The organism is Eggerthella sp. 1_3_56FAA (assembly GCF_000185625.1).
Taxonomy (GTDB): domain Bacteria; phylum Actinomycetota; class Coriobacteriia; order Coriobacteriales; family Eggerthellaceae; genus Eggerthella; species Eggerthella lenta.
In genome coordinates, this window is record NZ_GL622579.1 from 794,688 (window position 1) to 815,554 (window position 20,867).

The window sequence follows — 20,867 nt, forward strand, 5'->3', positions numbered from 1 at the left end:
GCTAGGCGCGGTACGTCCCGCCGTTCCTCACGCTGAGCGCCACCGTGGACGCGTTGTGCAGCAGCGACGAGGTCTGCGGCGTGATGAGGCCGCCGATGCCCGCCGCCAGCAGCGCCGAGTTGATGGCGATGACCTCCTTGAACGATGCGTTCAGGCGCGCGGTCAGCCCCGCGCTCAGCGTCCGCAGCGTCACGAGCGCGCTCAGGTGCCCTCCCGTCAGCGTGATGTCGGCCACCTCCTTCGCCACGGCGGTGCCCTGCCCCATGGCGATGCCCACGTCGGCCAGCGAGAGCGCCGGGGCGTCGTTCACGCCGTCGCCCACCATGACCACCTTGCTCCCCTCCGCCTTCAGCCGCTCCACGAAGGCGTACTTGTCCTCGGGCAGCAGGTTGGCGCGGTACTCCGTCACGCCGGCGGCGTCCGCGATGCGCGCCGCCGTGCGCTCGCCGTCGCCCGTGAGCATGACGACGCGCTTGAACCCGAGCATCCTCAGGTCGGCGATGGCCTCGCGCACCCCGGCCTTCAGCGGGTCCTCGATGCCGATGACGCCGATCAGCTCGCCGTCCACCGCCAGGTACAGCGGCGACAGCCCCTCCGTTTCGTCGGCCACGCGGCGCTTCTGCTCCTCGGTGAGGGACACGCCTTCGTCCTCCACGACGAAATGCTCCGAGCCGATGACCACGCGCTTGCCGTCGAGCGACGACGCGATGCCGTGCGCCACGAGGTACTCCACGTCGGCGTGGCGCTCGCGGTGCCGAAGGTTCTTCTCCGCGGCCGCGCGCACCACGGCGCGGGCCACCGGGTGCGGGAAATGCTCCTCCAGGCAAGCGGCCAGCCGCAGCACCTCGCGACGGTTCCACCCGTCGAGCGCCAGCACGCAGGCCACGTTGGGCGTGGCCTCGGTCAACGTCCCGGTCTTGTCGAACACGATGGTGTCGGCCGCCGCCATGGCCTCGAAGTGCTTCGAGCCCTTCACGGTGAAGCCCGCCTGCGCGCTTTGGCTCATGGCCGCCAGCACGGCGATGGAGCCGGTGAGCTTGAGGGCGCAGGAGTAGTCCACCATGAGCGCCGCCGACGTCTTCACGAGGCTGCGCGTGGTGAGCGCCACGGCGCCTGCCAGCAGGAAGCTCCAGGGCACGATGCGGTCGGCCAGCTGCTCCATGCGCGACTGGGTTTCCGATTTGAAGGATTCCGCCTGCTCCACGAGCGCCACGATGGAGCGCAGCTTCGTCTCGCCCGCGTCCGCCGTCACGCGCACGATGATCTCGCCGTCCTCGACCGCGGTGCCCGAGAACACGTTGTCGCCCACGCCGCGCTCGACCGCCAGCGGCTCGCCGGTGAGGGCGGCCTGGTTCACCATGGCCGTGCCGCGCACCACCTCGCCATCGACGCACACGGGCATGCCGGTGCGCACGGCGATGCAGTCGCCCGGCTTGAGGTCCGACGCAGCCACCTGGACCTCCTGGTCGCCCTCGACGAGCTGCGCGGTTTCCGGGAGGTCGAGCAACGCGTTCACGAGCGCCCCCTCCGACCGCGAGCGCGTGTACTCCTCCAGCGTCTCGCCCAGGTTCAGCAGCAGCATCGTCTCACCCGCCGTGCGCGGGTCGCGCTTGACGAACGACATGCCGATGGCGGCAGCGTCCAGCACGGGCACGTCGAGCCGCGCCCGCCCGAGCGAGCGGACCGCCGCCGCCAGGAAGCCGCGGTAGCGCCAGGCGGTGACGAGGGCCGCGACGGGCTTCGGCAGGAACCACCGGCGCGCGAAGTACGACCCCACGAGCACCGCGATGTCCATGAGCAGCGACTGGGTGCGCGGTGCCAGTTCGAGCCCGCAGCTCGAACGGGCTTCGGCGATGGCCTCGGCGTCGATGGCGTCCAGGTGATCGAGCACCCGCTGCCGCGCGCCGTCCGCCGCACGGTAGCGCACGGCGATGCTGCCGATGCGAGGGTAGACGTTCGCGCGCTCCACCGCCGGGCACGCGCCCAGCACGCGGTAGAGCGCGTCGAGATCGTCGGCGGGCACGGGACCGACCAGCCGCACGCGCAAGCGGCCGGGAACCTCGCTCGCGATGACGTAGTCCATCGCGTTCTACTTCGCCGGCTGGTCGTCGGCCTCGACGGCGGGCTCGGCAGGGCGCTCCCCGTCCTTGCCGACGACGCTGATGTAGGTGGCCTCGGCCACGATGTCGTCAACCTCGGCCTTCGCCTGTTCGACGATGTTCTCGTACGTCGCCTTCGCGCGCAGCCCCTGCGCGACGCCCTGCACGTAGCATTTCTTGGCGGTGGTGCTGGTCAGCGCCTTCACGCCCACCGTGCCCAGCAGAAAGCCCGCGCCCACCAGCAGCCCGCTCTTCTTCTTGAATCCCATCGCTTCGCCTCTCTCTCGTTGGTTCCCCATCCGCGCGCTTCGATTTGAAGTTGCACGAATCTAACTTATCAAGGATAATGCGGTTGTCGGATAAAGTCAATCATGATTAACTAGTATCGTCGACATCGAAGCGAAGGAGGTCGGACATGAAGCAGCATCGATTCTGGGCATGGGCGAGCCTCGCCTGCATGGCGCTGGCGCTGTACACGGGACGCAAGCGCGTCTGACGCATCCCGTGGGGAATGCGAGGGGGTTGCCGGGTTCCGCCCGCATCCCCGACGCGGTTCGGGTACCATGAGGAGCATGACGAACAGCACGGCCGCAAGGAGCGTCCCATGAACATCAACAACGTGGTATTCGAGCGATCATTCGGCGTATCGTCTCAGCTCACGCCTTCGACCATGCCCGAGATCGCGTTTGCGGGACGCTCGAACGTGGGCAAGTCGTCGCTGCTGAACAAGCTGTTCAACCGCAAAGGGCTGGCGAAGGTGTCGCAGACGCCGGGCAAGACGGCCACCATCAACTTCTTCTCCTGCGACGGCGTGCGCTTCGTCGACCTGCCGGGCTACGGCTACGCGAAGGTGTCGAAGTCGGACAAGAGCCGCTGGTCGGAGCTCATCGAGGGCTACTTCAACCAGGATCGCGACCTCGCGCTCGTGGTTTCGCTCGTGGACATCCGCCACGAGGCGTCCGACCTCGACGTGAACATGATCGGCTTTTTGCAGGAGGCCGAGCTGCCGTTCGCCGTGGTGCTGACGAAGGCCGACAAGCTCAGCCGTCAGCAGCAGATGAAGCAGAAGGCCGCCCTGAAGAAGCAGCTGAAGCTGGGGGCCGACGTGCCGCTCGTGGTGTGCTCGTCGGAGAAGGGCACCGGCATCGACGAACTGCGCTCGCTCATCAAGAACAGCGTGCGGTAGGCGCTGCCACAGCATGCACCCGAAAGAAAACGGCCCCGAAGGGCCGTTTTCTTTCGCTTGAGGAATCCGGGGCTACGGGCGAACGATGATCATGTCACCCTGCACCGGGCTGATGCACACCGTCTGGCCGAAGGTTGGAGCATGGATCATCTGGCCGTTGCCGATGTAGATACCGCAGTGGCCCCAGCTGGTGGCGATATCGCCAGGTTGAGGATCGCCTACCTGCGACATGCCCATGAACGTGTTCGTGGTTCCCCATCGGGAGAAGCTTCCAGTCACGGCATAGCTTACCAGGCCGGAGCAATCGAACGAGCTCGGTCCTACCCCACCCCACGAATATGGCAATCCTATGCAACCGTACGCCCGGTCGACGATAGCATTGCCCGTCACAGGATTGTAGGAGGGTCCGGAAGGCTCGCTCGGAGCGGGCGACGGAGAAGGCGAGGGATCGTTGCCCGGAGCAACATTGCCCGAAGCGTTCGCGTTCTCTTGGGCCTGACGCGCAGACGCTTCCACCACGGCTTGGGCCTGAGCTGCATCGGCGGCTGCCTGCGCAGCGCGCTCCTGCTCCAGCAGCTCGGCCGCTTCGGCGCTCAGGCTGTCGTAGGTAGCCTGCATGGCGGACATCGTGGACGCCGCCTCCTGCTTGGAGCGCAGCGCCTCATCGGCCTTCTCGGCGGCTACGCGCTGCTGCTCTGCATAGGCGGCCTGCTGCTCCTGCACTTCGGCACGCAGATCTTTCGTCTGCTGAACGAGATCGGCATCGTTCTCGTTCAAGGTGTTGAGCATATCCCAACCCGTCGAGAACTCCTGGAAGGTGGTGGCGCCCAGCAGCAGGTCGAGGAACGAGCTTCCGCCCGTGCGGTACATGCTGCGCGCACGAGATCCCAATCGGGTTTGAAGGTCGGCGATCTGGCCGTTCGCCTCGTCGATGCGCGCCTGCGCCTCGTCGCGCTTGGCCTCGGCTTCTCTCTGCGCGGCCAAGGCCTCATCGTAGACGACGGAGGTTCGGTTGAGCGTACTCTGCATGCTGTTGAGCGATGCGAGCGCGGCCTGAGCTTCAGCCTGCTTTTCGCTGGCAGTCGGATCGGCGTACGCCAACGAAGGGATCATGAGAGTCGCCGCGAGGGCCGCAGCCACTGCTCCCGCGAACACGCCCTTGCGGGCGCGCATTGCTTGCTGTTGCATGTGGGAACCTCCACCTGCGCTCAGATGCTCGTATACATTGCGAGCTAGTGTATCAGATCGCATGGCTCGCCTACGAAACAGCTTGGAAATCGAACAGGAACATCATACGAACCTCGGGTGAGCCGGGTGCAGCTTCGGAATCCTCGCTTATCCGTTGAAGCCCTCGTCGCGAATGCGCCCCGCGCCGTCGGCGGCCGTCGTGGCCAGCTCGTCGCAGCGCTCGTTCTCGGGATGGCCCGCATGCCCCTTCACCCACACGAACGTCACGTCGTGAGGCTCCTTGGCCGCCAGCAGACGCTTCCACAGATCGTCGTTCTTCACGGGCTGCTTCTGCGCGTTCTTCCAGCCGCGCTTGAGCCAGCCGTCAACCCAATGCTGGTTGAAGGCGTTCACCACGTACTGCGAGTCGGAGTACAACGTGATGGAGCACGGGCGCTTGAGCACTTCGAGACCCGCCACCACGGCCATGAGCTCCATGCGGTTGTTCGTGGTGCGCTCGTAGCCCTGCGACAGCTCCTTCTCGTGGACGGCGCCCTTCGAATCGACGAAGCGCAGCACCGTGCCGTAGCCCCCCGGCCCCGGATTCCCCCGCGCCGCACCGTCGGTGTATATATCTACATGCATGTGGAGGGCCTTTCGCGTCGGAGGGGCAAAACCGGATGGGTATCATACCACGAGAGAGCGGTCGCCATCGAATTCTACGCGTCAGCCCCAGATGAGGTCCATCATCTCCTGGCGGTCGTGGACGCCCATCTTGGCGTAGATATGGGAGACGTGGGTCTTCACGGTGCTGCCTGACAGCACCAGCTCGTCCTGGATGAAGGCGCGCGTGCGGCCCTGGGCCAGAAGCACGAACACCTCGGTCTCGCGCGGCGACAGCGCATAACGTCCCGCCAGCTCGAGACACGTGTCCGACACCGTCTGCACGAGCGGAGCAGCGACCTCGCCCGAAGCGGCATCCTTTCGACTCGGCACGAACCAAACGGCGCACAGCGCAACGACCACGAAAGCGTAGGTTGCCAGCATCACGAGCAACGTGTCCACGATGGCCGCGCGTCCCAACAACAGCACCCAGGCGATGGACGCTCCCGCATAGACCACGCCGGCCACCCCCATGACGCGGTACGACGGCACGTCGAGCACGTCGAGCGCCGTTACCACGACGGTCCAGAACAAGAGGTGCGCGAACAGCTCGTCGATCTGTATGACCACGGTGAGGAACCCGAGCGACGCTCCCGTGGGGTTCGCCTGGATGGCTACGACGAACAAACCCACCAAGATGAGCAGCAGCGCAGGCTGGAATCGGATCGGCAACGCGGCATCGGCCAGGCGCGCGAGCGCGGCGTAGGCGAACACCACGACGCAGACGGCCGGAACGATCATGGCGGTGAGCCACGGCAGCGCCGTGGAGATGTTCGCGTTCGTATCGCCCCACATCCCCAGGTAGCTCACCGAGCGGATAACAGCCAGCACCACCGCCGCAATAGCCAACAGCACGAGCATGGTGCGGCGTTCGGCAGCTGACGTGCGCTCGCGCGTGCGCGGGACGGCCGGCACGCCGAACACCGTACGAGCGCGAGAGCCCTCCGAGGCGGAAGCCGCCCTCGAAGGCGCAACGGCATCCGAAACGCCCTCCCCTGCCGCGAGATCGGCACGATCGCGCGCAAGAGTGCATGCCGTTTCGAACAGAAGCGCCGTGGCCACAGGCATGGCGATGGCGACGATCACCTGCACTGCGGGGCTTGCGAACGCGCTGAGCACGAGCAAGACGGGAAGCTTGAGCACCAGACTGCCCGCTATGCTGGCGACGGCGCACACGTAGCCCTGCGTGCGCGCGAGCAGCAGCATATAGCGCGCCGCCAGCCAGAAGTAGCCCACGCCGGCCACGAACAGGCCGCCCACGGCCAGCGCCCCGGGATCGAAGAAGGTCTGGTGGAACGACATGCCGAAGCACGCCGTGCCGAAGGCCGACAACAGCGGCAGCACGAAGCGCAGCATGCCGTCGGCGCGCTTGAGCGCACGCGGAGCCGTCGCGAACGCCGCCGTGCATAGAAGGATGCCGGCAAGGAAGAACAGGCGCGGATTCGCCCACGCATCCATGCCGGCTGTTGACGACATGAAGCCCAGCGTGTGGCCCATCAACGTGCACCAGACCAGATTGAGCCCCAGCCCGCACGAAGCGAGCACGCCCACCGGATTGATTTGCAGACCGCGGTTGCCCATGATCGGTGATTCCCCAAGCCTCCCCAACATCAGGCCACCGCTCGGCGACCGCCTCTCATTATCGCACGCCCTTCGCACGCCCGCACCCTCAAAAAACGGCGCGTTCGGCCCGAACCGGCAGAATCACCCCGCTCTGCACGGGCATCGGCCAAAGTGTCCGATGCGGAAATCATCGGACGACCCGCGAATCGGATACTTGGGCGATGGCGCGCACGGCAGCCCGCATCCTACGATGGGACGGTCCGCGCGCATCGACGACGCAAGAGGAAGAAGGGAGGGACGCAAACGGCGAAGCGCGAGCGCGCATGGCGGACGACGGGAACCAAGACAAGGAAAGGGGGATGCATGAGGCTCAACAAGAAGGCCATCATCGTGGCAACCTGCGCGGCCTGCACGCTCGGCCTGGCGGCAGGATGCGCGCCGCAGCAGTCGGAGAACGCAGGCGCCGCCGCTCCGTCCGGGGACGGAGGCGCCGTCCCGCAGGAGCAGAAGCTCACGCCCGAGCAGCAGGCCGTCATCGACGGCGCCGAAGGCACCACGAACGAGGACATCGACGAGAACTACTATCCCGGCAAGGAATACCTCGACAACCTATGGGACCGCTGGGACCAGGTTGCGACCGAATACGCTCCCGAAGTGCGCACCCTGCCGAACGGGCAGATGGTGCAGCGCACGCCCACCGAGTACGAGGTGAACCCCGACGCTTGGCAGATCCAAGCCGGTTCCAACTCGTACAACACCTACTGGCTGGACGCCGACAACCGCGGCTGCGAATCGTGCCATGCCGACATGAACTCGCTGCTGAAGCACCTGCCCTACGAGCACCCGGTTGCCTGGAACGACGAGTTGGACAACAAGACCACGCTGCAGCAGTGCCTGTTCTGCCACTCCTACGCTCCGGGCTACATCGCGAAGCAGTACGAGTTCGGCACGCTCATGCACGCCGTTCACTACGGATCGCGCACGAAGAGCGACTTCGTCAACCAGTATCAGGGCGACTGCATGTCCTGCCACAACGCCACCGAGAACGGTGCGGGCCTGGAGCTGTGGGATCTCACGAAATACGATCGCCTGTGGGGAATCAACGACGTCGAGAACGTGCAGGGCGATTTCAAGATCGATCAAGAGAGGACGCAGGGCCAGAGCGGCGTGTTCTCGTACGACTGGATGCACGCCTACTACGACAACATGCGCCACGGCGCGGGCGTGAACGGCCTCGACCTGGAGATGCCGCAAAGCCTGTTCGACGAATGGACCATCACCGTTGACGGCAACGTGAACGCCGAGTACACGGCCACGCTGCCCGAGCTCATCAAAGAAGCCGAGGCCGACGGCGCCGTGATCACGAAGACCTCGAAGATGGTGTGCAACTGGAACCCGGTGGGAGGCGGCGGAGTCACGAACACCGAGATAACCGGCATTCCCGTGAGCTGGCTCGTCGAAAAGGCGGGCGGCTACAAGGACGGCACGACGGGCGTGAAGGCGCTGCGCGCCGACGGCAGCTCCAAACGCGCCTTCCCCGTGGACAAGGTCGACTCCGACGAGGCGCTGCTGGTGTACAAGATCGGCGGCGAGTACCTCGACGCGACGCGCGGCTATCCGTGCACGAACTGGGTGGAAGGCGTGGACGCGCAGATCAACTCGAAGCAGATCGACACCTACCACGTCACCGACGAGGACATCGACTACACCGACAAGTGGGCCGGCAACCCGAACGGATGGCAGAACGAGGACGACGTTCCCATGAACAAGCCCAACGCCACCATCCTCGGCGTGCCCGACGGCCTGCTCGTGCAGAACGGCCAGCCCTACGAATTCACCGGCTACGTGGACGGCTACGACGAGAAGATCGCAAGCGTCGAGTTCTCCCTTGACCGCGGAGAAACGTGGACGAAGTACGATATCGGCGACATGGATCGCAACAAGATGGTGTGGTGGAGCTTCACCTACAAGCCCGAACTGGAAGGCGCGTACTGCCTGACCGTTCGCGCCACCACCGAAAGCGGCATGACGAGCTTCGAGACCCAGACCGTCATGTTCAACGCGAAGGACAAGATGCCCAACCCCGAGGACACGACCGTGCTGGAAAGCGCATCGCTGATCCCTCCGAAGGTCGCGGCGGCATCTGACGAGAAGAGCGAGTAGGAGGACGCCATGGCTTACAACCCCAAGAAGATCGCGGGCGGCGTGGCCGGCGGCGCGCTGCTGATGTTCGGAGCAGTGGGCGGTATCGGCGCTACGGCCGGACTACCGCAGACCGCCGACGCGGACCCGATCGCCACGACGCATGCCGTGGGAGACAACGTCGTGACCGCACAATGGTTCAACGAGGACGACGTGTCCTACGTCTCCGTGGCCAACGCCCAGGGAGCGTTCACCTTCAACCAGGAAGGCGTCACCCCCAACGACGAGCTGTTCAACGTGTTCGGAACAGCGCTGACCAGCATGTGCTCGAAGCCTGCCACCGAGCTCGTCGACGTGGAGGGCGGCGTGGCCAACTTCTACGTGAACGTGGGCGGCAACATCAAGAAGAACTTCACCATCGACGTGCGCGACCTGGCCGAAGATGCCAACCAGGAGACGATGATGGCGTGCTCGTGCGCCACCGGATCGCCCTTCGGCCAGGCGGCCGTCATGGGCGTGCCGCTGTCGGCCGTGGTGGAGATGGCCGACCTGGAAGACGGCGTGAACACCATCACCGCCTACGGCGCCGACGGCTTCGGCCAGCCGCTGCCCTTGCGCTACGCGCTGGAGAAGAACGCGCTTCTGGCGTACCAGGTGAACGGCCAGGAGCTGGAGGCGGCCACCGGGTCGAGCCTGCAGCTGTGGATGCCCGAGACCGTGGCGCGCTACTTCACGCGCGACATCGTGAACATCGAGCTGACGCAGGAGGATGCGGAGCCCGACGTGCAGCAGGTGGACCCGTGCTACCGCAACAAGATCAACATCATGAACTACTCCGACGACTGCGTGTTCAAGGCAGGCGACGAGATCACGTTCGAAGGCGTGGCCGACGATCTGGGAAGCCCCATCGCCGCCATCGAGTTCTCATTCGACAACGGCCGCACATGGACGTCGTGCGACACCGACGGCGCCACGGCCGACAAGTGGGTGAACTGGCAGTTCACCACGTCGTTCGAGGAAAAGGGCGACTACCGCATGACCGTGCGCGCGAAAACCGCCGACGGCATGGTGTCCCCGCTTGCGGCGACGCTGCTGTTCGAAGTGGCCTAAACCCTTCGCAGCACGCAACCTCGAGCCAACCGAAAACGCCCGTCCGCGAAATGCGGGCGGGCGTTTTCATGTTGCGTCCCACACCGTCGCGAGCGTCCATGCGGGCGAACGGCAGCACCCAGTGCGTCAAGAGGACGGGTGCTTTGACACGTTGGAACCCTGACGTGTCAAATCCGACATAGAGCGAGGCGGAGCTGGGCGCAAAACGGGTCCCATGACAAATTCGGCGGCCGGATCGGACGTCGGCGGCGACGCAAGATTTTCACCACCTGGGATTATACGGTTTGGCGAAGCCTACCGGCACGTCGAAACTGCTTCGAGATTGTCATGGAACCCTCTTTGCGCCCAGCCCGGCAACCTGCTCCGCCCCTCGGCTGTCGGACCACGCAACGGCCGCGCACGTTTTCGCCGGCTCGCGTGCAGCAAAAACGCCGGTTTGGCAGCCTCGACTCCGCGACTGGTGAAGAGCAGCGACAAAACTCCAGATGGCGCTCGGTCGCATTCCGCAAAACAACGCTCCCGAACCCGAGAAGAAGGCGTCCGAACGGGCCGGTGCTGCCAAACCGGCGTTTTTGCTGCACGCAATCCACCCATAGCTGCGCACGCGTCGAACCACCCGTCCCTCCCTAACGCACGTCAACCGAAAGCGCCCGCCCGCATTCCGCGGACGGGCGCTCTTCATCCCGAAAACATCCCCGTTGAAGGCCCGCCCCCTGTCGGGACGTTACTTGTACTGGCTCGGGTGCTTCGCGAAGAAGTCGAAGCGCGGGGGCAGCTCGCGGATGCGGTGGCGGGCTTCAGTGATCTCGCCGGCGCTGCACAGCTCGTCCATGTTCTCGAAGTCGTAGTTCCAGCTGAAGAAGTCGTCGAACTCGAAGCTGAGGTAGTCGCAGATCTTCTCGGCGCCCGCCGGCACCACGGGGTGCATGAGCAGCGTCGCCATGCGCAGCAGGAAGAACGAGTCCACGAGCACCTGGCGGCGCAGCTCGTCGTCGCCCGTGTTCTCGACCTCGCGGATGCCGTCCGACCAGCGCTTGTTCGCCCAGCGGATGAACTCGTCCATGATGGACATGATGGTGTGCAGTTCCACGCGGTGCATCGTCTCGTCGTAGGCGCGCAGCACCTCGTGCACCTTCGCTACCACGTCCTCGGACGCATCGCCCAGCGGCATATAGCCCTCGAAGTTCTTCTGCGCCTCGTAGAAGCAGCTGCGGGCCAAGCGGTTGAACACGTTCGTCAGCAGCGCGCCCTCTTTCAGCACCGGGTCGGCCACGCGCGTGTCCGCAAGCTCCTCGGGGGTGGCCAAAAACGGCTTGGGCTTGAAGCCCACCGACTTCTGGTCGAGGCCGAGCGCCAGGAAGTGCGCGCGCAGCTGCTCGACGGTGTAGTAGTCCAGCAGCTCGTCGGCCGTGGGCGGCTTCACCGAGCCCGACGACGAGGCCTTCTTGTCGCCGAACAGGATGTGATGGTTCGCCACGAGGGTGGTCTGGCGGATGGGATGCTCGGTCACGCCGGGCGTCAGGATGTCGTCAGGGCGCAGCGCCTCGATGAGCGCGGGCTGCGCAACCCCGTAGAAGTACAGGTTGTCCTGGCCGATGAACTGGTACACCTCGGCGTCCTCCGAGCACCAGAAATCGCGCCAGCTGCCGCGCGGCAGGCCCATCTTGTCGTTGACGGCCATGGTGAACGACATGGGCGCCCACAGGCTCTCGGGCCAGCACCACACCGTGAGGCCTTCCAGCCCGTCGATGACCGGCGCCTTCACGCCCCACTCGATGTTGCCCGTGATGCGGAACGGCACGAGCGCCTTGCCCGTGCGGAAGCGGATGCCCGCCCGCCCCAGCACCTCGCGCGCCGCGTCGCGGTCGTCGATGGAGGCGAACTCGATCTCGAAGCTCTGCTTGCCCTTCTCGGCCTCGCGCAGCTGATGGGCCGGCAGCTCGCCCGCCACGGCGTCGTAGGCCTCGCGGGCGTCGTTCTTGATGTAGACGACGGGGGCGCTGAGGAACTCCTTGACGGTCTGCGGCACGATGGCGCGCACCTCGGGGTCGGCCTCGAGCGCCGCCACGTGGCCGCGCAGGAAGTCGGCGAACGCGGGCAAATCGAAGTACCAGTTCTCCACCGGGCGCATCTCGGGAGTCGTGCCCGTCAGCGACGACTTCGGCGCGATGAGGTCCTCGGGGGCGTAGCTGTGCCCCAGGTCGCACTCGTCGGCGTAGGCGTGCTCGGACTTGCAGCCCTGCACGGGGCAGCGCCCGACCACCTGGCGGCCGTTGAGGAACGTGCCCGCTTCCGCATCGTAGAACTGCAGCGTGCTTCGGCGCTGCAAGTGCCCGTTCTCGTGCAGCTTCTCGATGAACTTCTCGGTGATCAGCTGATGCACGTCGCCCGAATGCCCCATGCCGGAGCCTTCGTAGATGGACAGGCTGATGCCGTAGGCGTCCAGCGTGTTCTTCTGCGCCTCGTGGTTGCGCTCGACGTACTCGGCGATGGTGCCGTCGAACTCGCCGGCCTCCACCAGCTTGCGGTAGCCCTCGTTGATGGGCGAGCCGAAGCAGTCGGTGCCGCTGATGAAGCGCACGTTGGCCGCGCCGATGCGGTCGCGCAGGAAGCGCGCGAAGGCGTCGGCCGGCACGAACACCCCGGCGATGTGGCCGAAGTGCAGCGGCTTGTTGCCGTAGGGCATGCCCGCCGTGACGACGGCGCGCTTGGGCCACGAGATTCGTTCGTTGCTATTGGGCGATGCTGCCATCGGTGTCCAGCTCCTTCAGCGCTCGGGCGATATCGTCGGTGGAAACGTTGCTCTTTGACATGAGGTCGAGCAGGCTCGACAGGCTGCTCGTGGGATTCTTGAGCGTGACGGTGGTGTAGTGCGCGATGTTCGCCAGCTCGGCTGCCTTCGCCACGGCGTCGTCCTTGGTGCCGATCTCGTCGGCAAGGCCGTTCTCGACTGCCGTCATGCCGGTGAACGTGAGACCCGTGGCCAGCGCGCGCACGTCTTCGACGGGCATGTCGCGACCCTCGGCCACGGTCTGGATGAATGTCTCGTTGATCTGGTCGACCTGATCCTGGTAGTAGGCGCGCTCCTCCTCGGTGAGCGGGCGCGTGCCGTAGCTGGAATCCTTGCTGTCGGCGCTGGTGACGTTGTCCACCGAGATGCCCAGCTTCTCCATGAGGCCGGACAGGTCGGTAACCTGCATGACCGTGCCGATGGCGCCGATGGCCGTGGTCTTGGCCGTGTAGATATAGTCGGCCTGCGAGGATATCTCATAGGCGGCGCTCGCATTGACGGACGCGCTGGACACCACGACAGGCTTGCCGGTGCGCTCGGAGAACCCGCGCACGTAGTCGGCCATCTCCTCGCCCGCCGTAGCCGTGCCGCCGCCGGAGTTCACACGCAGTACGACGGCCTTGATATGGCTGTTCTTCTCGGCGCGATCGAGCTGGGCCTTCAGGCCTTCGGGGCTGGAGGTGGTGTTGTCGTACTGGATGGTGCCGTCGATGTCGATGACGCCGACCGCGTCGCCCGTGAGGTAGTCCACGTCGTCGACCGTGGAGCCCGTGCCGAAGGACCCGAACGACGAGGACATGACCGACGTGCACGACCACATGCCCAGCGCCAGCAGCGCGAACACGAGCACGACGGCCACGAGGGCGACGATCCAGCCGCGGCTTTTCTTCGGGGGCTGCACGGCGTAGCCGTACGGCGCGGCCGGCGCGACAGGCTGCTGCGGCGCGGCAGGCTGCTGCCACACCTGCTGCTGCCAGTTGTTGTCTTGAGACATGGTCCCTCCTTGGTTCATGCGTCTGACCATACTACCGTATGCGACAGGGAACCGCACCCAACGGATGCGGTTCCCTGGTGGTTTCCATTATAAGACCGCGACCGGCGCGCACGGTGTCGGCCGGATGACGGATGGGCGCGCCTAGAACTCCAGCGAGCCGTCGGCCTTTGTGTGCTGGGCCTTCTTCGCCGTGCGCACGAGGAACTCCTGGTTCGTCTCGGTCTGCTTGAGCGACTTGATCAGCATGTCCATGGCGCGTTCGGTGCTGTTCGTGTTCGCGAGGATGCGGCGCACGGCCCAGATGAGCGGCGCCTCCTGCGGCTCCAGCAGCAGATCCTCCTTGCGGGTGCCCGACGCCACCGGGTCGATGGCCGGGAAGATGCGGCGGTCGGCCAGGTTGCGATCCAGCTTGAGCTCCATGTTGCCGGTGCCCTTGAACTCCTCGAAGATGACCTCGTCCATCTTCGAGCCCGTGTCCACCAGGGCTGAGGCCAGAATGGTCAGGCTACCGCCGTGCTCGATGTTGCGCGCAGCGCCCAGGAATCGCTTCGGCGGGTAGAGCGCCGTGGAGTCCACGCCGCCCGACAGGATGCGGCCCGATGCCGGCTGCGCCAGGTTGTAGGCGCGCGCGAGGCGCGTGAGCGAGTCCAGCAGCACGACAACGTCCTTGCCGCATTCCACGAGGCGCTTCGCGCGCTCGATGACCAGCTCGGACACGGCGATGTGGTTCTCGGTGGGCATATCGAACGTGGAGGAGATGACCTCGCCCTTGATGGAGCGCTCCATGTCGGTGACTTCCTCGGGACGCTCGTCCACGAGCAGGCACATGAGGTGCACTTCGGGGTTGTTCGCGCTGATGGCGGCGGCGATGTCCTTGAGGATGGTGGTCTTGCCCGCCTTCGGGGGGCTGACGATCAGTCCGCGCTGGCCCTTGCCGATGGGCGACACGAGGTCGATGACGCGGGCGGTGACGGTGTTCTTGCCGTGCTCCATGACGAGGCATTCGTCCGGGTAGACCGGCGTGAGGTCGCCGAAGCGCACGCGGCTGCCCAGCTCCTCGACGGGCGTGCCGTTGACGGCCGTGACCTTCTGGATGGCGGCGTACTTCTCGTTCTCGCGCGCCGGGCGCGTCTGACCGGACACGAGATCGCCCTTGCGCAGGCCGTTGCGGCGGATGGTGGAAAGACCCACGTAGCAATCCGTCTCGCTGGGCAGGTAGCCCTGCGTGCGGAGGAAGCCGTAGCCGTCGGCCAGGATGTCGAGGATGCCCGACACCTCGATGAAGCCCTCGGCCTTGACACTGGCTTCGAACACGGCCTCCACCAGCTCGGCCTTCTTGAGGCCCGTCACGTCGAGGTTGAGCTCGGCGGCCTTCTCGCGCAGCTCGGCCACCTTGAGCTTCGCCAGCTCCTCGCGCGACACGCTGGGCTGCACTTCGCGGTTGCCGCGGTTGTTGTCGTGCTGGCGACGCTGACGACGCTGGTTCTGGCTGTTGTTCTGCCGGTTCTGGCCGCCGCCCTGCTTCTGGCGATTGCTGCCGCCGTTGTTCTGCTTGCCGGCGTTCGAGGCGTTCTGGCGGCGGTTGTTCGAACCGCCCTGCGGCTGTTGCTGCTGCGCGCCGCCCGCCTTCACCGATTTGCGCGGCGTGCGCGTGGCCGACGAGTTGCGGCCCGGAGTGGCTGCGCCCTCGGCCTTGCCCTGCGTCTTCGCCTTCACGCTGGTGGAACGTCGCTTGACGGGAGCGGCCGCAGGAGCCTCCGTGGTTGCTTCGGTTTCGCTCATGCTTGCTGAACTTTCTCCCAGTCCTTCATGAACGCATCCAGGCCGCGGTCGGTCAGCGGATGTTGCACGCACTTCTTGAGCGCAGCGAACGGCACCGTGGCGATGTCGGCGCCCATGAGGGCGGCCTGCGTCACGTGGTTCGCGCTGCGCACCGACGCGGCGATGATCTCCACGTCGTGGCCGAAGTCGTAGTTGTTCACCGCGGCCACCACGTCGGCCAACTGCGAGATGCCGTCCTCGGCGATGTCGTCGAACCGGCCGACGAAGGGGCTGATGTAGCGGGCGCCGGCGCGGGCGGCCATGATGGCCTGCGGCACGCTGAAGCACAGCGTCATGTTGACGGGGATGCCCTCTTCGGAGAGCGCCTTGGTGGCGGCGAGACCCTCCACCATGGTGGGGATCTTCACGACCACGTTGTCGGCAAGCGCGGCCAGCTCGCGGCCGTCGCGGATGATCTCGTCGCGCGTCATGGCGACGCTTTCAGCGGAGACGGGCCCGTCCACGATTTCGCAGATGCGCTTGATGTGGTTGTGGAAATCGTCGAGCTTGCCTCCGGTGCGCGCGTACAGCGTCGGGTTCGTAGTGACGCCGGCGAGCACGCCCCAGCTGGCCGCCTCTTCTATTTCGTCGAGATCGGCGGTGTCCAGAAAAAACTTCACCCAGGTCCTCCTTATACAATGGCTATTACAGGTGAAACGCGCGCGACGGCGCGCATGGATTCCGTGATGAGATGCGGGTGTGTTGGATGTGTGCTGTGAGATAAAAGAACTGATCATCATGGTACCGCATGTGTTTCCTTCGTTCAAGCGCAAAGCGGCAGGTATCGTGTAAAAGCGATGGAGGAAGGTCTACGAAACGGTGCGGGCGCGCCTTGCGGACGGCGTGATCCTCAATCTTGCTCGAAACGACCGAGACGCTTCAGCAAAAGATCCATCTCCGTCTCGCGCGTGACGTTTTCCACGAGGCCGACGGCCTTGACGGGCGCGCCCGCCTCGTTCGGCATGGCCAGAAGCGTCACGCGGTTCCACGCACGCGACCCGTCTCCCATGATGGCGCGCACAACCGCCGACGTGCGAGGCGCGCCGGCGTAGAGGTCTCGGTAGATGGCGCGAAAATCCTCGATGGACTCCTCGGCAACCGTCCCCTGCTCGATGAACCCCTCCGGGGCGTTCGCCACGGTCTCGGCCAAGCCGAACGCCTGCTGCAAGAACTCCGAATAGCGAGCGGTGCGCGTGGGGATGTCCAGCTCGAACACCACCGTGCCGCTGGCTTCCAAGGTCATCTCGAAGCGCTGCTCGCTCTTGCGCAGCGCCTCCATGTACTCCATGCGCTCCGTGACGTCGGTCACGGAGCCGTACACCGTGGCCGAACCGTTCGTCGTGTTCAAATGGAACAGGCGCATCTTATGCCAATGGCAGCCGTTCGTTCCCATGCGGCGCACGACCACCTCCACCCCGTCGTCGGGGCAGGAGCGCACCGTCTCCTCCGCCGCGGCCACGAGGGCGTCCCGATCTTCGTCATGCACGAAAGGAAGCAGGCTGCCGCCCTCCTCGGCGCCGTTCACGCCTTCCCCGAGCGTCGCTATCAAGCGCCGGTACGCTTCGTTGCCCCGAATCAGGCGCAGATCGCCGTCGGCATACGAGTACAGCGCCACCGAGCCGATGATGCTGGAAAGCATGCGGTCGCTGATGGTGTTCTCATGCAGCAGATCCCTGAAATCGAGGATGGGACGGCGCGCATCCTGCAGAGCGCATTGCTCGTGCTGAACTTTCGAACCGTCGGTCAGCAGCGCCTCGAACGCCGCCGCCTCCATCGGGCGCGCGTAGTAGTAGCCCTGCGCGTACGAGCACCCCACGTCCAAAAGGAAGTTCACCTGCTCGCGCGTCTCCACGCCTTCGGCGATGACGGGCAGGTCCAGCCAGCGCGCCATGCGGATGACCGATTCCATGATGTCCTTGCTGCGCCGGTCGTCGCGGTCGAGGAAGCGCATGTCGATCTTCAGCACGTCGACGTTGATGTCCTTCAGCATGTTGAGCGACGAGTAGCCGCTGCCGAAGTCGTCCATGAGCACGGTGAAGCCGCGCTCGGCCAGCTCGTCGAACGCGGCCACGATGCGATCGGGGCGTTCCGAATAGGCGCTCTCGGTGATCTCCACCTCGATGAGCGACGGTTCGATGCCGTAGCGCTCCACGAGCGCATGCAGTTCGGCGGCCACGTCCACGAGGTAGATGTCGGCGCGCGACACGTTCACCGACACGGGAACGGGCTGCACTCCTTCGTCGATGAGGCCCCTGATCCACGCGGCGGTCTTCTCCCACACGCGCAGGTCGAGTGAGCGCACAAGGCCGTTGCGCTCGATCAGCGGGATGAACTCGCCCGGGGCGACGATGCCGCGCTCGGGATGGCGCCAACGGGCCAGCGCCTCGGCACCCACGATCTTGCCGGTGCGTATATTGCATTTCGGCTGGAGGAACAGCTCGATGCGATCCTCGCGCAACGCCGATTCTATGCCGGCGACGACCTCGCGTTCGAGGACGAGCGCCTCGCGCATGCCGGGGTCGTACAAAGCCACGCGGTCGAAGTAGCTGCCCTTCACCGTGCGAAGCGCGATGACCGCGCGGTCGCACATGATGCTGACCGGCGAAGCAGGATCCTCGATGCGGTACACGCCCGCGCGCACGATGGCGTCGATGCCGTTCGGACATTCGGAGGAGATGTCGACGAGGATGCGCTCGACGCGCTCGGGGCGGATGCCGGTCGCGCACAAGGCGAACGTATCGGCCGCAAGGCGCGCGAGCGGTTGCGCCCCGTCGGGCGAGAAGCGGAGGGCGAGGGCGCGACCCAGGTACCTTAGAAGCTCGTCGCCGCAATCAAGTCCGTGCAGATCGTTGAACAGTTTGAAATGGTCGACATCGAAGCAGACGATGCTGACATCGCGTGCGCCCGAATGCCTAAGATACGCAGCGGCCTCGTCGAAGAAGGCTTCTTTGCCAAGCAGCCCGGTAGCGGCATCGATGCGCGGGGCTTCAATGGAAACCCGAGCGAAGCCGGTCGAGCCCGCTTCCCCGTCACGGCCTGCCGTCGACTTGTCAGTCACTCGCGTCCCCTTCTAAACCATCCCGTAATCGAACGCAATATTATGAGGCACGATCGGCATCCTCACAACCCCTATGATGCAACGGCTCAACATAAGCGGAATCCTCGGGCCTCGCTGCACTGAGCGTTCCGAGCGAGAGGCGGCTAGCGGGGGAACGCGCGGTAGAAGCAGGTGCGCTCGCCGGTATGGCAGGCCGGACCCGCCGGATGAACGAGCGCGAGCAGCGTGTCGGCATCGCAGTCGTAACGCAGCTCCACGAGCTTCTGCACGTTGCCCGAGGTGGCGCCCTTGTGCCATAGCTCCCGGCGGCTGCGGCTCCAGAACACCGTCTCGCCGCGCTCGAGCGTGAGCGCAAGCGACTCCTCGCTCATCCACGCCATCATGAGCACCTCGAGCGTGTCTGCATCCTGCACGATGCAGGGAACGAGCCCGTCGGCGTTGTAAGCGATGCCAGGAATGTTCATACCTATAATCCTCACTCGATCGATGTACTGCGGCTGCTTGCGCAACCGCAGCCTGCATCCGCCCCTCGCTTCTCTCCTGCGAAGGCGGAAGGCCGGCGCGTGAACGTCCTCGGGACGATCCCAAACCATGCCGTCGGATCGTCCGAAAACCGGATCGCTCCTCCACCTGTGCGGCCTACGGCGTTCTGAATGGCGAAAAGCCATCGAATTCGGAAGACATCGCCCGTTTCAAGCGCATGCGGCGCCCGGGAGCGGAAAGGAGCAAGCCAGCAACCAGGCTCTATGCGCAAAAAGAGCCTCCGACGAGCTTGCGACCCAGCTAGAAACTTCCGAATTCGATGCTTTTTCGCCAGTCGCAGCGCTTTCAGCTGCACGGAAGGCTCGGCCGTGCGACCCCTTGACGCGATGGAGGATCGCGGTCGAGCGACCCGTCGTCGCGTTCGCTCCGGAAACGAGGGCCGCCCCACCCCTACAGCCGCACGGGGATACCCTGGGCGCGCATATGCTCCTTCACTTGACGGACGGAAAGCTCGCCGAAGTGGAAGACGCTTGCAGCCAGCACGGCATCGGCCTCGCCCTCGATGACGCCTTGGGCGAAGTGCTCGAGCTTGCCCACCCCGCCCGAGGCGATGACCGGGATGTCCACCGCACGCGCGACGGCGCGAGTGAGCGCGCAGTCGAAGCCGTCGCGGCTGCCGTCGCGATCCATGCTGGTGAGCAGGATCTCCCCCGCCCCGCACCGGGCCGCCTCCTGCGCCCAGGCGACCGCGTCGATGCCCGTGGCCTTGCGCCCGCCCGCAACGTAGACCTCCCATTTGTTCGGGTTGCCCGTCACCTGCTTCGCGTCGATGGCGCAGAGGATGGCCTGCGAGCCGAACGCCGCGGCGGCGCTCGTGATGAGCGACGGATCGGCCACGGCGGCCGAGTTCACCGACACCTTGTCAGCGCCGGCCGCGATCATCGTGCGAATGTCGGCCACGCTGCGGAAACCACCGCCCACGCAGTACGGCAGATGCAGTTGCTCGCTGGCGCGGCTGGCAAGGTCGACCGTGGTGGCGCGGTCGTCGCTCGTGGCCGTGATGTCGAGGAAGATCACCTCGTCGGCGCGCTCCTCGTCGTAGCGCTGCGCGAGCTCGATGGGATCGCCCGCGTCGCGCAGGTTCACGAAGTTCACGCCCTTGACCACGCGACCGTCCTTCACGTCCATGCAAGGTATCACGCGTTTCGCTAGCATCTCGCTCCTTCCGTCGTTGCTAACGCAACGACGGACGTGCCGACGCTGCGCGGGTACTTCGCGGCACGCTTGCCGCTCCAGGTTCTCCTCACGTGCCCAAGGCACGCTTCGTCGAGCCTTCGCGGCAATCGCGCTCGCGAAGAACCCGCTCGCTGACCTTACCAAACATGTTGGACTCACATTCCACAAGGGTTCGCCTGGACGGCGGCGGCCTCGGCTCGGCGCGTGGCCTCGTCGCAGGCGCGCACGCCCTCCTGCACCGACAGCGCGCCCTCGTACACGGCGCGTCCCGCGATGACGCCCTCGATGCTGCCGGCCACCTCGCCCAAACGCACGATGTCGTCCACGCCGGCCACGCCGCCCGATGCGATCACCGGATGTCCGAACGCCTCGGCCATGCGCACGTACGCCGCGGCCTCGATGCCGGTCTGCATGCCGTCGCGCGCGATATCGGTGTACACGAGGTGCCGGAACCCGAGCGCCGACATGTCGCGCGCCAGCTCCTCGGCGGCCACGCCAGCGCCCTCGCGCCACCCGGCCACGGCCACCTCGCCGCCCTTCGCGTCGATGCCCGC

At 65.7% G+C, this 20,867-nt stretch carries 16 protein-coding genes; 3 read left to right on the top strand and 13 right to left on the bottom strand.

Going from position 1 to position 20,867, the window contains the following annotated elements; all coding sequences use genetic code 11:
• Position 1: 1 nt before the first annotated feature.
• Positions 2-2,083 (bottom strand): heavy metal translocating P-type ATPase, encoded by a 2,082-nt coding sequence (locus HMPREF1023_RS03490; RefSeq protein WP_009304770.1) that lies wholly within the window; start codon positions 2,081-2,083, stop codon positions 2-4.
• A 6-nt stretch (positions 2,084-2,089) separates the two neighbouring features.
• The gene (locus HMPREF1023_RS03495) at positions 2,090-2,368 is read right to left on the bottom strand and encodes a DUF6110 family protein (RefSeq protein WP_009304771.1); all 279 of its coding nucleotides are present in this window, start codon (positions 2,366-2,368) and stop codon (positions 2,090-2,092) included.
• Between the two features lie 335 nt (positions 2,369-2,703).
• Here HMPREF1023_RS03495 and yihA point away from each other — a divergent pair, with 335 nt between their 5' ends.
• The gene (gene yihA / locus HMPREF1023_RS03500) at positions 2,704-3,285 is read left to right on the top strand and encodes a ribosome biogenesis GTP-binding protein YihA/YsxC (protein WP_009304772.1); all 582 of its coding nucleotides are present in this window, start codon (positions 2,704-2,706) and stop codon (positions 3,283-3,285) included.
• 72 nt (positions 3,286-3,357) lie between these two features.
• On the opposite strand, the gene HMPREF1023_RS03505 is transcribed toward yihA, so the two are convergent.
• The 3 genes from HMPREF1023_RS03505 to HMPREF1023_RS03515 all read right to left on the bottom strand — a co-directional run bounded on the left by HMPREF1023_RS03505 (position 3,358) and on the right by HMPREF1023_RS03515 (position 6,696).
• The gene (locus tag HMPREF1023_RS03505; RefSeq protein WP_009608859.1) at positions 3,358-4,473 is read right to left on the bottom strand and encodes an NlpC/P60 family protein; all 1,116 of its coding nucleotides are present in this window, start codon (positions 4,471-4,473) and stop codon (positions 3,358-3,360) included.
• 147 nt (positions 4,474-4,620) lie between these two features.
• Positions 4,621-5,097: a ribonuclease HI gene (gene rnhA / locus HMPREF1023_RS03510; RefSeq protein ID WP_009304774.1), complete on the bottom strand. Its 477-nt coding sequence runs from the start codon at positions 5,095-5,097 to the stop codon at positions 4,621-4,623.
• An 81-nt stretch (positions 5,098-5,178) separates the two neighbouring features.
• A complete protein-coding gene (locus tag HMPREF1023_RS03515; protein ID WP_009304775.1) occupies positions 5,179-6,696 on the bottom strand; it encodes a helix-turn-helix transcriptional regulator in 1,518 nt (505 codons plus the stop codon).
• Positions 6,697-7,041: 345 nt separating this feature from the next.
• Between HMPREF1023_RS03515 and HMPREF1023_RS03520 the strand changes: the two genes are divergently transcribed.
• Positions 7,042-8,841 carry a molybdopterin-dependent oxidoreductase gene (locus HMPREF1023_RS03520; RefSeq protein ID WP_009304776.1) on the top strand — a complete coding sequence of 600 codons (1,800 nt, stop codon included), beginning with the start codon at positions 7,042-7,044 and terminating at the stop codon, positions 8,839-8,841.
• 9 nt (positions 8,842-8,850) lie between these two features.
• Complete coding sequence (locus HMPREF1023_RS03525; RefSeq protein ID WP_009304777.1) at positions 8,851-9,930, top strand: molybdopterin-dependent oxidoreductase; 1,080 nt, start codon at positions 8,851-8,853, stop codon at positions 9,928-9,930.
• 724 nt (positions 9,931-10,654) lie between these two features.
• On the opposite strand, the gene HMPREF1023_RS03530 is transcribed toward HMPREF1023_RS03525, so the two are convergent.
• The 8 genes from HMPREF1023_RS03530 to HMPREF1023_RS03565 all read right to left on the bottom strand — a co-directional run.
• Positions 10,655-12,682 (bottom strand): methionine--tRNA ligase, encoded by a 2,028-nt coding sequence (locus HMPREF1023_RS03530; protein WP_009304778.1) that lies wholly within the window; start codon positions 12,680-12,682, stop codon positions 10,655-10,657.
• Positions 12,663-13,715: a signal peptide peptidase SppA gene (sppA, locus tag HMPREF1023_RS03535; protein WP_009608843.1), complete on the bottom strand. Its 1,053-nt coding sequence runs from the start codon at positions 13,713-13,715 to the stop codon at positions 12,663-12,665. Before sppA ends, HMPREF1023_RS03530 begins: the two co-directional genes overlap by 20 nt.
• A gap of 141 nt (positions 13,716-13,856) precedes the next feature.
• On the bottom strand, positions 13,857-15,497 hold the full coding sequence (rho, locus tag HMPREF1023_RS03540) for a transcription termination factor Rho (protein ID WP_009608903.1): 1,641 nt from the start codon (positions 15,495-15,497) through the stop codon (positions 13,857-13,859).
• Entirely contained in the window at positions 15,494-16,156 is a 663-nt protein-coding gene (gene fsa, locus HMPREF1023_RS03545) for a fructose-6-phosphate aldolase (protein WP_009608849.1), read from the bottom strand. The genes rho and fsa overlap by 4 nt, the downstream gene beginning before the upstream one ends.
• A gap of 230 nt (positions 16,157-16,386) precedes the next feature.
• Positions 16,387-18,594, bottom strand: a complete 2,208-nt coding sequence (locus HMPREF1023_RS03550) for a GGDEF domain-containing phosphodiesterase (RefSeq protein WP_009304781.1) — start codon at positions 18,592-18,594, stop codon at positions 16,387-16,389.
• A gap of 143 nt (positions 18,595-18,737) precedes the next feature.
• The gene (gene hisI, locus HMPREF1023_RS03555) at positions 18,738-19,058 is read right to left on the bottom strand and encodes a phosphoribosyl-AMP cyclohydrolase (protein WP_009304782.1); all 321 of its coding nucleotides are present in this window, start codon (positions 19,056-19,058) and stop codon (positions 18,738-18,740) included.
• A 469-nt stretch (positions 19,059-19,527) separates the two neighbouring features.
• Complete coding sequence (gene hisF / locus HMPREF1023_RS03560; protein ID WP_009304783.1) at positions 19,528-20,292, bottom strand: imidazole glycerol phosphate synthase subunit HisF; 765 nt, start codon at positions 20,290-20,292, stop codon at positions 19,528-19,530.
• Between the two features lie 176 nt (positions 20,293-20,468).
• The coding region (locus HMPREF1023_RS03565) for a HisA/HisF-related TIM barrel protein (protein WP_035578345.1) at positions 20,469-20,867 on the bottom strand (399 nt) is incomplete at its 5' end.

What these genes read in the sequence shown, in the direction of transcription:
- HMPREF1023_RS03520 (WP_009304776.1), top strand. Translation starts at nt 7,042, where the DNA reads ATGAGGCTCAACAAGAAGGCCATCATCGTGGCAACCTGCGCGGCCTGC.
- HMPREF1023_RS03530 (WP_009304778.1), bottom strand. Translation starts at nt 12,682, where the DNA reads ATGGCAGCATCGCCCAATAGCAACGAACGAATCTCGTGGCCCAAGCGC.
- rnhA (WP_009304774.1), bottom strand. Translation starts at nt 5,097, where the DNA reads ATGCATGTAGATATATACACCGACGGTGCGGCGCGGGGGAATCCGGGG.
- HMPREF1023_RS03495 (WP_009304771.1), bottom strand. Translation starts at nt 2,368, where the DNA reads ATGGGATTCAAGAAGAAGAGCGGGCTGCTGGTGGGCGCGGGCTTTCTG.
- yihA (WP_009304772.1), top strand. Translation starts at nt 2,704, where the DNA reads ATGAACATCAACAACGTGGTATTCGAGCGATCATTCGGCGTATCGTCT.
- hisI (WP_009304782.1), bottom strand. Translation starts at nt 19,058, where the DNA reads ATGAACATTCCTGGCATCGCTTACAACGCCGACGGGCTCGTTCCCTGC.
- rho (WP_009608903.1), bottom strand. Translation starts at nt 15,497, where the DNA reads ATGAGCGAAACCGAAGCAACCACGGAGGCTCCTGCGGCCGCTCCCGTC.
- HMPREF1023_RS03525 (WP_009304777.1), top strand. Translation starts at nt 8,851, where the DNA reads ATGGCTTACAACCCCAAGAAGATCGCGGGCGGCGTGGCCGGCGGCGCG.
- HMPREF1023_RS03515 (WP_009304775.1), bottom strand. Translation starts at nt 6,696, where the DNA reads ATGGGCAACCGCGGTCTGCAAATCAATCCGGTGGGCGTGCTCGCTTCG.
- HMPREF1023_RS03490 (WP_009304770.1), bottom strand. Translation starts at nt 2,083, where the DNA reads ATGGACTACGTCATCGCGAGCGAGGTTCCCGGCCGCTTGCGCGTGCGG.
- hisF (WP_009304783.1), bottom strand. Translation starts at nt 20,292, where the DNA reads ATGCTAGCGAAACGCGTGATACCTTGCATGGACGTGAAGGACGGTCGC.
- sppA (WP_009608843.1), bottom strand. Translation starts at nt 13,715, where the DNA reads ATGTCTCAAGACAACAACTGGCAGCAGCAGGTGTGGCAGCAGCCTGCC.
- HMPREF1023_RS03505 (WP_009608859.1), bottom strand. Translation starts at nt 4,473, where the DNA reads ATGCAACAGCAAGCAATGCGCGCCCGCAAGGGCGTGTTCGCGGGAGCA.